14 protein-coding genes are annotated in these 15386 nt (G+C 43.5%); 5 read left to right on the top strand and 9 right to left on the bottom strand.

All coding sequences use genetic code 11. From position 1 onward, the window contains the following. Positions 1–214 precede the first annotated feature (214 nt). Positions 215–847 carry a GNAT family N-acetyltransferase gene (locus DS891_RS12605; protein ID WP_010606625.1) on the bottom strand — a complete coding sequence of 211 codons (633 nt, stop codon included), beginning with the start codon at positions 845–847 and terminating at the stop codon, positions 215–217. 276 nt (positions 848–1123) lie between these two features. On the opposite strand from DS891_RS12605, the gene DS891_RS12600 reads away from it, so the two are divergent. The 3 genes from DS891_RS12600 (at position 1124) to DS891_RS12590 (ending at position 2456) form a co-directional block, all read left to right on the top strand. Continuing rightward, on the top strand, positions 1124–1351 hold the full coding sequence (locus DS891_RS12600) for a DUF2789 domain-containing protein (protein ID WP_010370914.1): 228 nt from the start codon (positions 1124–1126) through the stop codon (positions 1349–1351). Between the two features lie 71 nt (positions 1352–1422). Then, the gene (locus DS891_RS12595) at positions 1423–1683 is read left to right on the top strand and encodes a hypothetical protein (protein ID WP_010606623.1); all 261 of its coding nucleotides are present in this window, start codon (positions 1423–1425) and stop codon (positions 1681–1683) included. Next, positions 1683–2456 carry a Zn-ribbon-containing protein gene (locus DS891_RS12590; RefSeq protein ID WP_102057222.1) on the top strand — a complete coding sequence of 258 codons (774 nt, stop codon included), beginning with the start codon at positions 1683–1685 and terminating at the stop codon, positions 2454–2456. Before DS891_RS12595 ends, DS891_RS12590 begins: the two co-directional genes overlap by 1 nt. 28 nt (positions 2457–2484) lie before the next feature. Here the strand turns inward: DS891_RS12590 and syd are convergent, their stop codons facing one another. After that, positions 2485–3036, bottom strand: coding sequence for a SecY-interacting protein (syd, locus tag DS891_RS12585; RefSeq protein WP_174169970.1), 552 nt, complete (start codon positions 3034–3036; stop codon positions 2485–2487). 127 nt (positions 3037–3163) lie between these two features. Between syd and queF the strand changes: the two genes are divergently transcribed. Next, a complete protein-coding gene (gene queF / locus DS891_RS12580; RefSeq protein ID WP_102057224.1) occupies positions 3164–4009 on the top strand; it encodes an NADPH-dependent 7-cyano-7-deazaguanine reductase QueF in 846 nt (281 codons plus the stop codon). A 306-nt stretch (positions 4010–4315) separates the two neighbouring features. Here the strand turns inward: queF and DS891_RS12575 are convergent, their stop codons facing one another. From DS891_RS12575 to DS891_RS12560, 4 genes are read right to left on the bottom strand one after another with little or no spacing between them, the layout of a single operon-like run. After that, positions 4316–5182: a peptidylprolyl isomerase gene (locus DS891_RS12575; RefSeq protein WP_174169969.1), complete on the bottom strand. Its 867-nt coding sequence runs from the start codon at positions 5180–5182 to the stop codon at positions 4316–4318. 2 nt (positions 5183–5184) lie between these two features. Beyond that, on the bottom strand, positions 5185–6006 hold the full coding sequence (locus DS891_RS12570; protein ID WP_010606618.1) for a transporter substrate-binding domain-containing protein: 822 nt from the start codon (positions 6004–6006) through the stop codon (positions 5185–5187). Continuing rightward, positions 6003–9668, bottom strand: coding sequence for a translocation/assembly module TamB domain-containing protein (locus tag DS891_RS12565; RefSeq protein ID WP_174169968.1), 3666 nt, complete (start codon positions 9666–9668; stop codon positions 6003–6005). The genes DS891_RS12570 and DS891_RS12565 overlap by 4 nt, the downstream gene beginning before the upstream one ends. After that, positions 9668–11404: an autotransporter assembly complex family protein gene (locus DS891_RS12560; protein WP_174169967.1), complete on the bottom strand. Its 1737-nt coding sequence runs from the start codon at positions 11402–11404 to the stop codon at positions 9668–9670. Before DS891_RS12560 ends, DS891_RS12565 begins: the two co-directional genes overlap by 1 nt. 238 nt (positions 11405–11642) lie before the next feature. Between DS891_RS12560 and DS891_RS12555 the strand changes: the two genes are divergently transcribed. Further along, positions 11643–11975 carry a ribonuclease E inhibitor RraB gene (locus DS891_RS12555; protein ID WP_010606615.1) on the top strand — a complete coding sequence of 111 codons (333 nt, stop codon included), beginning with the start codon at positions 11643–11645 and terminating at the stop codon, positions 11973–11975. A 16-nt stretch (positions 11976–11991) separates the two neighbouring features. Here DS891_RS12555 and DS891_RS12550 read toward each other — a convergent pair whose 3' ends face one another. The 3 genes from DS891_RS12550 to pyrC all read right to left on the bottom strand — a co-directional run bounded on the left by DS891_RS12550 (position 11992) and on the right by pyrC (position 15359). Further along, a complete protein-coding gene (locus DS891_RS12550) occupies positions 11992–13746 on the bottom strand; it encodes a DEAD/DEAH box helicase (protein ID WP_039841351.1) in 1755 nt (584 codons plus the stop codon). A 102-nt stretch (positions 13747–13848) separates the two neighbouring features. Then, complete coding sequence (locus DS891_RS12545) at positions 13849–14154, bottom strand: H-NS family nucleoid-associated regulatory protein (RefSeq protein WP_010606613.1); 306 nt, start codon at positions 14152–14154, stop codon at positions 13849–13851. 167 nt (positions 14155–14321) lie between these two features. Then, the gene (pyrC, locus tag DS891_RS12540; RefSeq protein ID WP_174169966.1) at positions 14322–15359 is read right to left on the bottom strand and encodes a dihydroorotase; all 1038 of its coding nucleotides are present in this window, start codon (positions 15357–15359) and stop codon (positions 14322–14324) included. Between the last annotated feature and the right edge of the window lie 27 nt (positions 15360–15386).

Genomic DNA, 15386 nt, shown 5'->3' with positions numbered 1-15386 from the left:
GCTCTTGTGTTTCCTTACATTGTTAAGTTTACGGGGATTGAGCACTTTTGTTAGATAGCTCCGAACAATCTTTTTGCTGTCATTTAAAAGAAAAACAAAGTAACTTCTTTAAAAACAGAAGGGTAACTAAAAATCACACTACAAATTCGGTACTACAAAGCGCCTTAACCCACATTCTCGTACGAGATCTCTTACATGGTAATTTCCATTGTTGCTATTTGCTCTTAAATAGTAATGTGCCCTCTACTGAGCTAAACGCCATCTTTTGCAGAACTTGATAACCGTGACCCGCAAAAAACTGCGCTTGTTCTGGCTTAGTAATAAATACTGCCATCCCTTTCGTTTCTTCACTTTGTGCAATTAAATCATCCAACGCAGTGAGTAAATAGTGGCCATAGCCAAGCCCTTGAACATGTGGGTCAACGGCAATTAGAGATAAAAAGTGACACGGCTCTTGCGTTTGCAACGCTTGTCTAATCGACTTTTCTTTATCGATAAGCTGCTGCGTTTGCAAATATCCCGCACTCATCATGAGTCGTAATCGCCAATGCCACTGCCGATTTGCGTCCAATTCATCGCCATTTGCAATAACGCATGCTACCGCGACCAATCTATCTTGATGATATAACCCCACCATCGGCTGCCCCGTTTGACCAAATGCCGACAGCTCCTCTCGTATTAAGGCTCTGAGTTTTTTTTCAAAAATTGCTTCTTGTTTTGCCTCCAATACCTGCTTGAGTAACGGATCATCATGGTAAGCCTGATACAACACACTCGCGGCTACGTTGATATCTTCTGGATTTAAATATCTAACGATTAATTCATGTTGAGAAGTTTCTACTGACATCATGGTTCCTTATTGTTATTGTCCCAAGCTTCTGATAATCATGCCGAAATACTACTTAATATCAAAACCTCAGAATTTTTTCTGTGTACTTTAATAATGTACGGCTACTCGCTAGTGGTAGATATTGATACAAGTCACAATTTATTCAGTCGTGGACAGGTATATTTATCCTCGCATTAGTCATTATGGTTTTTATCGATGATGACTTGCTAAAGGTTTTACAACCACCTTTACTATAGTTAGTGAGTAAAATTCAAGCAAACGAGGGAGAACGAAATGGATACTAGTCGCCACACTATGAGTACTTTATTTGCCCAACTTGGGCTCGACAACAATCCCAAGGCAATCGAAGGGTTTGTCAAACAACATCGCCTTCCTGACGATATGCTGTTAAGCCAAGCACCATTTTGGAATGAAGGGCAACGTCACTTTATTGAAGAATCGCTAAAAGAAGACGCCGATTGGAGTGAAATCATTGACGAACTAGATGCGATGTTAAGATAGCTAAAGCAATCGCTCCTTACGTAACTTGGTGCTATGATCCACTCCTATGATTAAGACGTTTAGGAACCTCTATGCATCCTGCCGTTGCCAGAGCTATCAAAAAATTAGTCGATAGTGGGAAGACTCCAACTGTCGCGCTAACAAAAAGCAAATTAACTCAAAGCGTCGCAATGCCAGACGTTATCTCAGGCATTGCTGCGTACAAACAAGACCCTACCTGTATTGAGCACTATCAAGAGGTTGAAGAGGTCGTCAAAACAAGTTCACAAAGCCAATTAGATAGAATTGAAGCTAAGCTTGATAAGCTCATTGCCTTATTGGAGAAGTCGTAGTGTTTGTTGTCGACTTAACTTTTGATTGCTATGAGGAAACCACCTTAGATGCTGCCGAGCAGGCCATTAACCGGGTGGTCAATGCGCTTCGCTTTAATGGTCAAATCATTGGTGACGAATTTCCAACTGTACTTAAAGATGGCTATTTCGTCACTCGTGTGATGTGTCCAGAAGAAGACGCTTTGCATCCATTAAACCATAGTCCTTTTGTGAAGTTTGCGATTGACCAGCTACAGCAATCAGGCTTGCTTGCACCTAAGGTTAAAGTTTTTGGGCAAGATATACATGCCAACAGCGCTGATGCCTGTCATGAGCCGTCAAGCTACATTCTCTACACCACATACGTACACACTTGTAGTCCACTGTATTGTGGCGACGACTTTTTACCAGTGCCTTTATATAAAATCCCTGCTATTGCCAATGGTGATTACAAAACACTGATCAAATGGAAAGAAGATTGGCAAGCCTGCGATCAAATACAGATCAATGGTGCGACTCGCTGCGAATTTGCTGCACTGGAGGAAATTTCCAGTACGGGTAGTGATTTGTTTAGACGTGGCATGGATTTGAGCAAACGTATTCGCTATCTCACGAAAAAACCGGTTTACTATTATCTGTATCGTGTTGGCGGCGAAAACCTCGCCGCAGAAAAAGCAAGAAAATGCCCAAGCTGTCAGGGAGACTGGTTACTCGAGGAGCCTTGGTTCGGCCTTTTCGACTTTCGCTGCGAAACTTGCCAATTGGTCTCGAATATTTCGTGGGACTTTCAATAAGGAGCGCAAGCTCCTTGATACCAACTAGCTATATTGGATAGTTGACTGTCAGTTTTTCCACAAACTCCGCGATAGAATCAGCCAAAACATGATGCTGTTTCTTACCGACAAACTCTAACCCAACTTGACCCGTAGCGACATCGACCGACACCAATAAGTCGTCTGCTTCTGTTAAGCCAATAAATACGGTTTCAGGTTGTTTGAGCCTGCGCTTCATTAAAATATGGCCGGTGATATTTTGCTGCAAGCGCTCGAAGTCATCTTCGTTCCATGCTTGCAGTAGCTCAATGTGCTTACCCTCAATAAATGCCACGATATTGCCAGCAAAGAAATCACCATACAGTCCGTTCAATCCTTCAGGAAATTGCGTTTCCAACGCTCTGGCTAAATCATTTAGATGTCCCGCTGGCGAGCGCGCTACCGCTAGCCATTTTATCTCGTTAAGCTTGTTTGGTTCACCCTGCTCACATGGGCTAGGCCAACTTTCATCATACTCGGTACTCGGTAAATCTTTGAAGGTCTGTTGATGATAGTCTACATAGGCTTGATGCAAGCGCGCCATATTTACGGGCTGAGTCATATATAAAGCTCTCTTTATTTTTCTCACCACGGGCTGAATACTTGTTTCGTGTAATTAAGCAAATTGCTATTAATCCCGAGGTGAACATTCGTTATAATGACCGCATTGTAACGAGATTTGAATTAACATGACAGACTACAGTAACTCGCCAGAGCTGCAATCTTCTGTGCTTGGTAAAACCACAGAATATGCCAGTGTTTATACTCCAAGCCTGCTGCACCCCATTGCACGTAAACTCAATCGTGACCAAATCAATGTTGATGAGTCCGCTTTACCATTCAAAGGTGAAGATACTTGGACAGGCTACGAATTGTCTTGGCTCAATAACAAAGGTAAGCCTCAAGTTGCGGTTGCCACTTTTGTGTTTCCTTGCCAAAGCTCGCATATCATTGAGTCAAAATCGTTCAAACTTTACTTGAATAGCTTTAACCAAAGTCGCTTTGATACGATGGAAACCGTGCGCCAAACGCTAGCTGCGGATCTTTCCACGGCATCAAATAGCCAAGTTAGCGTGACTTTATTTGGCGCAGACGAATTCGATTGTATTCCTTTCTCGCGTCTCCCTGGTGAGTGTATCGACGAGCTGGATATTGAAGTTGATAGCTACACACCAAATAGTAACTTACTACAACTTGCCTCTGAGGATGTGGTCGACGAGACGCTTCACAGCCACTTACTCAAGTCAAATTGCTTGATCACCTCACAGCCAGACTGGGCAAGCGTGGTGATAAGTTACCGTGGTAAGCAAATCGACCGAGAAGCGCTGCTTAAGTACCTAATCTCATTCCGTGACCACAACGAGTTCCATGAGCAATGTGTGGAGCGCATTTACTGCGAGCTTTGGCGCACCTTTAACCCTGAAAAATTATCGGTTTATGCACGCTATACTCGCCGTGGCGGGTTAGATATCAATCCATATCGTTCGAGTGAACAAGATCAGACTCCGTATACGGTAAGAACTAACCGACAGTAAAACGTAAAAAAGCCATGTTCTCACATGGCTTGGCTTTTTATCACATCTAAGTATTGCTATTTAACCTGAGGTTTGGATAAGGAATGTTCCAACTCATTGTTGCTAAAGCAAAACTTAGTTTTTTCCTTGTCTAGCCAGAGAGTTTTAGGGAAAACACCGCTTCCGCGTCCTGCTCTCGCTAAGGTACCTACATCCTGTAGGCAAGGCGAATTCACTTCCAATAGCTGGCTATTGGAAGTGAATTCAACGCAGTTAGCGCTAAAACTAGCTGCTAGAAAGGCATTAATTATCCGCAGCTCAGGTTATTTATTCCCCTGTCGTGTCTTCCATTTCAACAGGGACGGGGACCGAACATATATCGGTGTGATTTGGCGTATCAACAAACCAATCTCCCGCTCTATTTTTACGTGCAGCAATTAGCGACTCAAAAACCGGCGTATTTGTCTTTAGCCTTTTAAAAGAAGGTGCACCTTTTACATCAGCAAGTACCGTAACGCCTTTGATAACATTATACGCTTGCCCAGCAACTGGTTTACGATCTAGATGCTGAACATGCTCCATTCCCGATAACAGCTGCCCAAACACGGTGGTGTTTTTGTCTAGGTACCGCTGCGGCGTCAACGTGATGTAAAACTCGGTACCACCACTATTAACATCGTTGGTTCTGGCCATGGCAAACGAACCAACGCAGTGTGTCATCCAGGTTTTAGTTCCAGCTTCATTTTGTCCTACGGCAAAACCATTTAAAAACCCGGTACGCGGCGCGTAGCCGTCTACAGCAGCAAGAGGTGTGATCTTCAAGGTTGATTCTGTGCTATGAAAAAACTCAGCGGCAATCGCTTTTTTTCCTTTTTGCGGCATTTTATTGTCCGACATATCGCCGCCTTGGGCCACAAAGTTTTCCACAAACCGATACATACTCAAGTTTGTGTAAAACCCCTCTCGCGCTAACGCTTTAATATTTGCCACATGATTGGGCGCAAGTTCAGGGTTAAGCGCGATATAGACCGATCCTGTTTGTAATTCTATTTTAAGAATATTTTCAGGGTCCAGCTGCTGCCAGTCGCTGCTTTTGGCCTCAGCAACGACTTCCGATGGTGACTTTGTATAAGGTTTTGCAAAGACAAGAGATGAACTTATGCCAAGCGCAATAAGTAGTAAGGTTTTTTTCATTATTATTTTCCTTGTTTATACCAATAAAATGGCACCTCCAACGGCGCACTGGGTGGCAGGTTTGGGTTGTCTAATTCTATGACTGTTTTGTTTTTAAGATCTAGCTTTTCAAGACGAGCGGAAAAGTGTTTTAAAAATAACGCCTCGAATCGGCCATCTTGCAGTGCGCTTTTAAGGCCTTTCTCAATTTGGCTATGGAGCAACGGGTTGTCGTGAGAAACAAAAAAATATACCGCCGAAGGATAGTAAAACACCACATGCTGATCTGCTACCAAATCCGTGTCACTCAGGGCAGCTTCAATACTCACTAAATCGCTTGGTAGCACATCAAAACGTTTTTTCAACAGCATGTCGTAACCACTGTCTTCTTGTGAGAAAGAAGTCACACTGAGGCCATTACGCTCAAAAATCTGATGGTCTGGCCAATCTCTGCGTAAACCAAAAGTAACTCGGCGCAAGTCGCCAATGTAGCGTACTCCGCTCAGTAAGGCTTGATTATGTTTGTGCACTAAAGGAATGCGATAACCCAAAATCCCTTTCACTAGGGGAATGCGAATTGCACTCGCGGCCTTTTCGCGCTGTGAGTTAGTCACTAACCAACTGACATCCAGCCCCCCTTTTTCTCCAAGTAGGCGCACCGCTCTGTCTTGAGAAGGAATACTTCTCACTGATACGAGCCTCGCTGACTCTACCTGGTAGGATAAACTCAAAGTAAGCAGCTCTATAATGTACGGATCGGCACCAGCGCTGATTCTAATTTCCGTTGTTTCTTGTGCTTTGAGAGGAAATATCACAAAACCTAGAACGAGCCAAAGCAGTTTCATTTATCATCCCAATCAAATTTGTATAAGAAGTCTATACTGTTGTACAAACCGCTCGTGGCTTCAACATAAAACTTAGAAAAAACACGATAACGCAGCGCAATTTCATTAATAGACTCAAATACCCCAACACGATAACTGACCTGAACATTGGGGGTGATGTAACCTGACACCTCGACCTGTGTATCGTCACCACTGCCTTTTGCTGATAGGTTAACATCCGAAAGTCCAAGCGATTCCCCCGCCTTACTAAAGAATCCTTCACTGCGGTCAATTCCCTGTGAGAGTAAAAACTGCGTGAGTAGCGCATTATTAGAGGTTTCAGACTCCCCTAAAGGCTGACCGTTAAGTAGGTATGACAGTGCCTTGGCTTGGTCCATTGCAGGCTCTGAAAATACAGTCAAACGCGGCTTAGCAATATTGCCAGTGAGCTCAACACCGGCTATCACATCATTGGCGGTTGTCGCTGGATTTCGAATAGCTCGAATGTTCAAATATGGCTTATCTAATGCACCATTGAAGCCAATTTGTCCTGTACGGATCAACAAGTCTTGGCCAAATGCACGATATTTCCCCTCTCGCAATTGCAACTCTCCCGTTGCTAACATTGGCGACTCAACTTGCTTGTCAATTTCGATTGCACCGGTAACAAAGCTATCTAGCCCAAGCGCCTTCACCCTAAAGTTATCTTTAACGGTCAGTTTTAAATCTATTTCGTGTTGAACTGGCACCGACATCTGCTTTTTCACTTTGGCATCAACAATGACCTCATCACCGCTTGGAGATGTGACTCCCTCAGGCAGAGATTCAATGTTTACTCGGCCAAACGGCACCACAATTTCTCCAAGTACTCGCGCAATCTTATCTTTATAGGCAAGTGTTAGATCCGGGCTTGCGGTTAGTTCAATCTGTGAGTCTGGTTGCACATAAATATTTTCGCCCTTTATTTTTACTTCAGCAGAGAGCTCGGGCGACCAATAGGCTTCGCCAGTTAGTGCTACCTTGCCGCCTTTTGCTGCTGTTAACTCAGCCTCAAGTTGAGCGGAAGTGGCATTAAAATCAAGATTGATGTGACCTTTATCAATTTCAACAGGCAAAGAGTCAGAAGACATAAATAAGCGCTGAGCAGTTAGTTTACCGTTCACTTCAGGGGCCGCGAGGCTACCTGAAATATTTATATCCCCTAACACTTCCCCTTGCAGGTCAAAACTTTGTTCCGTTACTCGGTTTAGTAGCGCTGACAACTTAGCCAGCTCAATTGACTCTATTTTTACGTTACCAGCTAATTGGGGGGATTGTTTATCTAGCGGCACACGCGTATCACCACTGAACTTACCTAAGGTTTCGGAGGTCATGCGCCAATCAGCGTGGATTTGCTTGTTATTGGTTTTTAGTAACGCTTTAAATTCAGAAATTGAAAATGTTTGCCCATGAGTCGTAACGCCGGCATCAACAATGTTCAGCTCGCCATCGGCTCGCGTTACTTGGCCGTTTTGCCACGCAAGTTTAGCCACGGCCTGAGTTTCACCAGTTACTTTGAGCTCTGCTGGCAACCAAGTTTGTAGTTTAGCCAGTGCCAATTTCTCCAGTTTAACATCGGCTTGCCCTTGTGTGCCTTGTTGCTCGGCTGCAAAACACAAATCAGTATCATCCATCCGCCAACACTGCTTTGCAATGCGTTGACTGACTTCACTGATCACGATTGCGGCAGGACTTTGCAATGCTATCGTTTGCCCTTGGGAAGTTACCTCTCCAGACGATAATTCTCCCTGCCAAGTGGACTGTTGCAACTTGCCATTGACTTCAAAGCTTGCAACCACTCGCTTATCACGAATATCCAATGTCGCGTTATGTTGCTGCTGATTGCCTTTCACAGCTAAACGAATGTCTTCAACCATTTCAGAGTCAACAATCAAACGGTCTAATGCCAGTTTAATTTGCCCAGTCACTTCATTGGCAATATCAACCGTGCCTTTCGTCGTTAAGCCATGTAGTGCTATATTCTGGTAACGCACAGAGTCAAACTTAATATCGGTCTGAATCCTTGGCTTGAGGTGGTCGCCCTGAACAAAGATTTCACCACTGCCCTTTAAGTCAGCTGGAATAAGCGTATTTGCCGCCTGCTCAAACTGAAAGTCAATATCGAGATCTAACTGCTGACCAAGCTCACCGCTTACCGTCAGGCTATTTTTGCCATAATTCAGGCGTGCATGGCTAAACTCACCTAGCAGGCTCTCATCCACAACGACCTTAACGTCCGCATTAAGTGGTGTACCCGCCACTTTACCATCGAGCTTAAAGCGCTCAACATTAACCTGCCACTGCTCACCTTGACTCATAAAATCAAACGCGAATTGCCCTGCCAGCATATCGTTTTTCGTCAGGCCTGCATCGTATTGCACTAGCCCTAGTAATCTATCGACTGGTAGCTGAGAAAAGTCCCCGTTCACTTTACCCTTCACCCCTTGCGACCAGTTCACTTGTCCCGCGATTTGCGCTTGCGCTTGCGCTTTTTCAAGCTGAAGCTTTGCTTTAGCTAATGTAAACGCTTGTAGTCCACCTTGCCCTTCAAGTGTCGCGGTAACATCACCAAACTGCACAGTATTAACAGCGATTGAGCCTGACAAATGGTATTTTGAGGCATCCCCGCTCAAGCCGAGTGTCGCACCTTTTAAAGTCGTGGGCTCTGAAGGAATAACTAATTTATCTATTTGACCCTGTAAATCAAAAGGCCAGTTTGTCGCTGTCAAATCCGCATGGGCTTGCAGTTGTGCAAAAGCCATTCCCTCGCTATTCAAAGTAAGCGTGAGATCGTGAGGGCGACCCGCCAGTGTTAAACTGGCTAATCCCTGTGGCGCGCTCAAGGTTGACCTCAGATCAATAGTCCAGTCATTAAGCAAGATTTCTGCCGCTGCTGATATAAACCATTCTTGATAGTTAAGCTGAACCTGCTCCACGTCCACATTTTCATCCACTACAACTTGAGAAAGCTTGATATTCTCAAGTGTCTGCTCATCTACCGCGAGGTTGTTAATCTTTAACTCGCCGAGCTCAGCGGTTAGCGGTAGGTCTATCTTAGGCAGCTGGAGTGGCGCTATTGCATTAAGTGGTGCTGGCGATTTTGCAGGCACAGGCTGTTCAGTTGCCTTTGTGGTCAACTTCACACTGTCTAACAGCAAAAAAGGGACATTAAAATGTGAGCCAGAACCTGAAAACTGCGTGTCTAAGCCTTGCAATCGCACAGTAATTTCCGGCGTGTCCAACGAGAATTGCTGAACTTGAGCACGTTTTATTGCAATTGGCAGTGGTAACTCAACTTGGCCACTTTCAGTAGTTTCCGCTTCGCTGACACTTTTCTGCTTTTGTACGATCGCTATCGTTTTTGCGTCTAGCGCAATGCAAACGCTGGCACAGGTCAACCACTCAACAGTGACTTTGGTGTCTCTAAGACGAATATCTATATTGTCATTGTGATAACGCAACGTAAGATTGGCGCCAGATAACAAGCGCTTATCTAAGCCATCGATTTCTAACCCTGAAACCGTTTTATTCGCTGTCCAAACCAGTAACTTTTGCCCAGGCAAGGTAAAGCATAAACAAACCAAAAGTAAAAATAAGCTAATAATGGCAGTAATGATTTTGATTCTTAAGCTTCTGAACTGCATTAGATTTCAGGTCCTATAACAATACTGAGACGGGTGCTTTTACTTTCTTTGGTCAGCCCCCAAGCATGATCGAGCCGGATTGGACCAACGGGGGTTAAATAACGAAAACCAAACCCAGCTCCAACTTCCCAAGCGTCCGAGAAATCGTTCGTTGCAGTACCCGCATCAACAAACAAAGCAGCTCGCCAACTTGGATGGAATTGATAGTTATATTCCACTGTACCAGTGGCTAAATATCTGCCGCCAAGTATGCGCCCTTCGTCATCGCGAGGGCCGATAGATTCATAGGCAAAACCACGGATACTCTGATCCCCCCCAGCAAGAAAACGATGGGTAAACGGAATTTGGTCAATATCCTTTGTCACAATCGCCCCTAAGTCTAAACGACCAAAAAACAAGTGCTTGGTTTCAAAGCTTCTTAACCATTCATTGTTCCATCTCACTTTCAACATATTTGCAGACGATAGTACAGAATCTGCTGCAGCTTCAATGGAGATCAGGCGCTCGTTCCCCCAATAAGGTAACGCTCCACCTTTACTTTCTTTCTTTAAGTAGCTAATACCTGGGATCAACATTTCCGTCCGTTGTTTTTCGCCTAGCTGTTCCGTAGTTTCGTGTTCACGTTTCAAAAACGCCGTCCTCACCCACTCGTCATCCGTTAGCCATTGTCGCTGTACTTGTACGTTCCAAATCCGGCTGTTGATCCCTTCAGTTACTTCATCCTGCACCTTATAACCGCCTAACACACGCCATAAATCGTCGTTAGGATTGTCTACTGGAATGGTATAACTGGCAGTGATATCTTGTTGCTTTTGCGACAGCCTCAGATTGGATTCAAAGGAATGGCCATCCTCGGTGATCCAAGGTTTAGTCCACTTAAAACGGGTTTTTGCACCCACATCATCACTGTAGCCAGCACCCACTTCAAAGCTATTTGCGGGTTTGTCTTCAACACTCACTCGAACGGGGATCTGATCGCTCGTCCGGTCCTTTAACAGCGGATAAACCTTTATCGCACTAAAATAAGGTGTGGCATTTAAAGAAAGATTAAAATCAGACAAGAGGCTAGCTTCAAACGGCTGCCCTTTCGAAAATGGGCTTAGCGAACGTATATAGTTAGCCGCTTTGGTGTTTCCCTCAATAGCAAGGTCGCCAAATTGATAACGTTTACCTGTGTTGAGAAGTAGTCGCACGCCAGCATAGCGATTCGCTTTGTGAACAAGCAACTTGGACTCCTGCCATTGATAATCAAAATATCCAAGTTCTAGTAGCTCGCTTTCAAAGCGGCTTTTCGTTGCCTGATAATCACTATGATTAACTTGCTTGCCAACTTGGATTGGTACATCTTTGATAAGCGAAACTAAATCCGCATTGTCCTTCCCTGTGCCCACAAGCTCAATATTAATATCTTTCCATTTAAGTGGTGCTTCAAGTTTGACTTCGGCTATGACGTTTTGCCCTTCTCCACTGAGTTGAATATCAAAATGGTAATAACCTAAAGCATGCAAAGCGCGACGTATGTCCGCACGTACCTCTTTCATCACCCGAGGGATTTTTGGCTTACCTTTGTAAGATTTTAAAAAACCAGTGATGTTGTCTTCTACATCGCCGTTTTCGACTTTGACTTCAATGTTGGAGATTTTTACTGATGCAGGGCGAGACTCCGCACCTGCGTTAAACGAGGAAAAGCAGCACAAAAAAAGCGCTAGTGTTAAACAAGAGAAATACGGCTTCATTTAAATAAAACGACCTAAATATCGCGACTTATGGGCATCGATAACGCCATTGTGCTTGTGAAAATGGATACTGTAAAACGACTTTTCAGAGAAAGTGCAATTTTACTGAGCTTAAGCTGAACATAGGGTGTATTTTGATGTAACGCAGTGGCTTTATCGCACATTTATTTACATTCATCCTTTTTATTTTCTTGCAGATGACGGACAATAGCAGCAATTGAACCTGCAGAGTGAAATTATGCAATTCCCAAATGATGATAACGGTGAACTTTTAGCTGAGATTGCCGCTGCTGGCGTTGATCTGACGCAAATGCAGAATATCGATTTTTATATTCTTTTCGAGCAAGCTGATGATGCTAAGCGCTTCAGTAGCGCGATTGAGAAAGATGAATTAGCACCTAAAACCCAGTTACAACAATGTCCTGATACTGGCGTTTGGGAAGTGATCACCACAGTGACTATGGTCCCTATGCACGAGCTGCTGAGTCAGACAGAGCAATACCTAGAAAGCATAGCCAATGGCTATGAAGGATATGGTGATGGCTGGGGCTTAATGGCCTCGGAAGAATAAACTTGCTACAGAAAAGCTAACTTTTGTCGGCCTTTCTGTAGCTTCCTTGATAATCAAACAGCTTTTCAGAAACCTGCCAACCAAACTTCTTGTGTAATTTAGCAATCACAAAATCCGGTGCAATTAAGTCAGTATCTATCACTTCTTCAGCTGACTGCCATTGCGCAGGTGCCGATGTTGACTTTCTCCGCTTTGCAAATTGCTGGTGGAATATAAATAGGCTCTTTTGATTAGAAAAGTCATAGACTTCACTGCAACTTGCCCCATCCTCATCAAAGTAAGTAATTTTTAATTTATTGCCACCGAGTACTTCGCTACATAGCCCGCTACAGCGTAATACCATTGCATGTTTTAAATTCAGTGCCGCGCGCAGCTTATCATCTGGGTCTGCCATTATTCCGCCGCACTGATGACATTGCCTTGCAGCAATATCATTTTCTGCACCGCACTGCTCACATTCTTTAAACTTAAAACGATAATCACATTGCTGTGAGTGACCTTCATCGTCTTCAAGCAACCCCTGACAGCGCCTACCAAAATGCTCAATAAGCTTGCCTTGCTCGTCTACCTTGCCCCAGAAAATATTGGCAAAGCCACAACCAGGACACAGCACCTGTACGGGCTCATTGTCTGAATTTGGCTTTTTACTTCCCACTTCAGGTGCAAATAAGTCAAAGTCATTGCCAGCATAATCAATGACAAAGCAATCTTCTTTATTTTCGTCTAACCTAAGTCCTCTACCTACAATCTGCTGATAGAGGCTCACGGACTCCGTGGGTCTCAAGATAGCGATAACATCAACATGGGGCGCGTCAAACCCGGTAGTCAGCACAGAAACATTCACTAAATACTTAATTTCTCTATTTTTGAACTGGACGATAAGTGCATCTCTCACGGCAGATTTGGTTTCACCCGTTATTAGCGCACTATATTGCTCAGGTAAATAGCCGAGAATTTCTTTTGCATGCATAACCGTCGCGGCAAAAATCATTACGCCGACCCTATTCTCACTTAGCGCTAGTAAGTGCGAGATAATGCTTTTTGTTGCACGGGTCTGAGCCTGTAATAATGTATTCATATCAGATTCTGAATAACGCCCAAATGAATCTGTACTTAAACTAGAAAAGTCATAATTTTCAACCGCTGGATCAATTTTTTTAGGTGGCGTTAGGTACGAGTTTTTTATCATATATCTGAGCGGCAGCTCATAAATACACCGCTTAAATGGTGATTCTGCTTTCCCCCTCACAAAACCGTGATAATGCTTATGATATATCCATCCCATACCCAAGCGATAAGGTGTTGCTGTTAAGCCCAGTAACTTTAATTCAGGATTAAATTCAGTCAGCTGGTTTAAAATTTGCTGATACTGACTATTATCATCACCACTTACTCGGTGACATTCATCAATGATAACTAATGAATAGAATTGATTAAGTTGTGACAAATTTCGAGACAACGACTGCACACTGGCAAAAGTCACCTGATGCTGTAACGACTTTTCTTTTAATCCAGCAGAAAAAATGCTCGCTTGTAATCCATAGCTTTTATATTTTTGTGCATTTTGTTCTACAAGCTCTTTAACATGAGTCAACACTAATATTTTGTGCCTAGCAAGCCGTGCAAGCTCCGCAATAACTAAACTCTTTCCGGCGCCAGTAGGCAAAACAATTACTGCAGACTCGCTAGATTTACGAAAGTGGAGCAGTGTATTTTGTACCGCTTCCTGCTGATAAGGTCTTAAAACGTAAATAAGCGCCTCAGGGGATATATAATTAAGTCAAAAAAGGCGTACCTACTAAGGTACGCCTTTTATTTAAGCAATTTAAACAAAGGTTGTTCAATACCGAACCACCTTCATAATAAAGCCTTATTAGATTAGATAATCATCTAGGTTAACACCTTGGAATACTTTAGGTGTTTTACCACGGCCAGTCCACTCGATTACCTCACCGTCTTTTTCAATACGGTATTTTGCTTTTACTTTAGAACGACGGTCAGCTGACGTAGTGCCCACTAAATCATCAAGCGTAAGTCCTTTTTCTTTCAGCATAGCCAATACCTCTTCTTTAGCTTGCTGTTGTTCCTTTTGCTCGTCCAGTGCTTTTTGGATAAGCTCTAACGCTTTTTCTAAATCACCGTAGCTTGCATTTTTAATAAAAGACTTGATCTCACGCATTGATACTCTCTCAATTAAGCTTAGTTTTAATATTTATATTGAATACTATATTAAAATTAATAAAAAACAAATTGTATTCTGTGAATTTTAATTTTGTTACGAAAAAAGCGCCATAATAGCGCTTTCTAGTTAGGATTAAGAAGATTTAATTACATTTTGTTTAAATCTCATTCAACTTTCCAGTCAATAGTTGTACCCGCTTTAATAGGAACAACAGATCCTTCACCTAATTTGTATGCATCAGGCACTTGCCAAGGAGACTTAGTCAGCGTAATGGTATCTGTATTGCGTGGTAAGTCATAAAAGTCCGGACCAAAGTGACTCGCAAAGCCTTCTAATTTATCAAGCTCTCCCGCGTCTTCAAATGCTTCGGCGTATAGCTCTATTGCGGCATGTGCAGTGTATGCACCGGCACAGCCACATGCGGCTTCTTTTTTATCTTTCGCATGAGGGGCTGAATCAGTGCCCAAAAAGAATTTCTTACTTCCGCTTGTCGCCGCTTCAATTAGCGCTTGTTGATGTGTATTACGTTTTAAGATAGGTAAGCAATAATAGTGAGGGCGAATACCACCAGCCAACATATGATTGCGGTTATAAAGCAAGTGATGAGCAGTGATAGTTGCTGCAACGTTGTCAGGTGCTTGATTGACAAAATCAACGGCATCTTTTGTTGTGATATGTTCGAGTACGATTTTTAGCGCTGGAAAGTTATCAACGACTTTAGATAGCTTCGTCTCAAGGAATACTTTTTCTCTATCAAAAATATCAATAGATGAGTCCGTCACTTCACCGTGCACAAGCAGCAACATGCCAACTTCTTGCATCGCTTCAAGTGCTGGATACACGTTTTCAATATCCGTTACCCCCGACGCTGAGTTTGTCGTCGCACCGGCTGGATACAACTTAGCAGCAACGATATGACCGGTTGCTTTCGCTTTTTTTATTTCTTCAGGAGTAGTGTTATCCGTAAGGTACAACACCATTAGAGGCTGAAAGTTACCTTGAGGATTAGCGGCCATTATGCGGTCACGATAAGCCAAAGCAGTCTCTGTGCAAGTTGCTGGTGGGACCAGATTTGGCATGATAATCGCGCGGCCCATATAGCGACTAATATCTCTTACCGTATCGACCAATACATCACCATCACGTAGGTGCACATGCCAATCATCTGGTCGTGTAATCGTTAGCGTTTGTTTGCTCGTCATTGCTCTCTTCCACTGCTGAATTTGCCC

It is taken from the genome of Pseudoalteromonas sp. JC28, assembly GCF_013319255.1.
Taxonomy (GTDB): Bacteria; Pseudomonadota; Gammaproteobacteria; order Enterobacterales; family Alteromonadaceae; genus Pseudoalteromonas.
The sequence above is the reverse complement of the archived record's forward strand: the minus strand, read 5'-3'. Positions and strand labels throughout refer to the sequence as shown.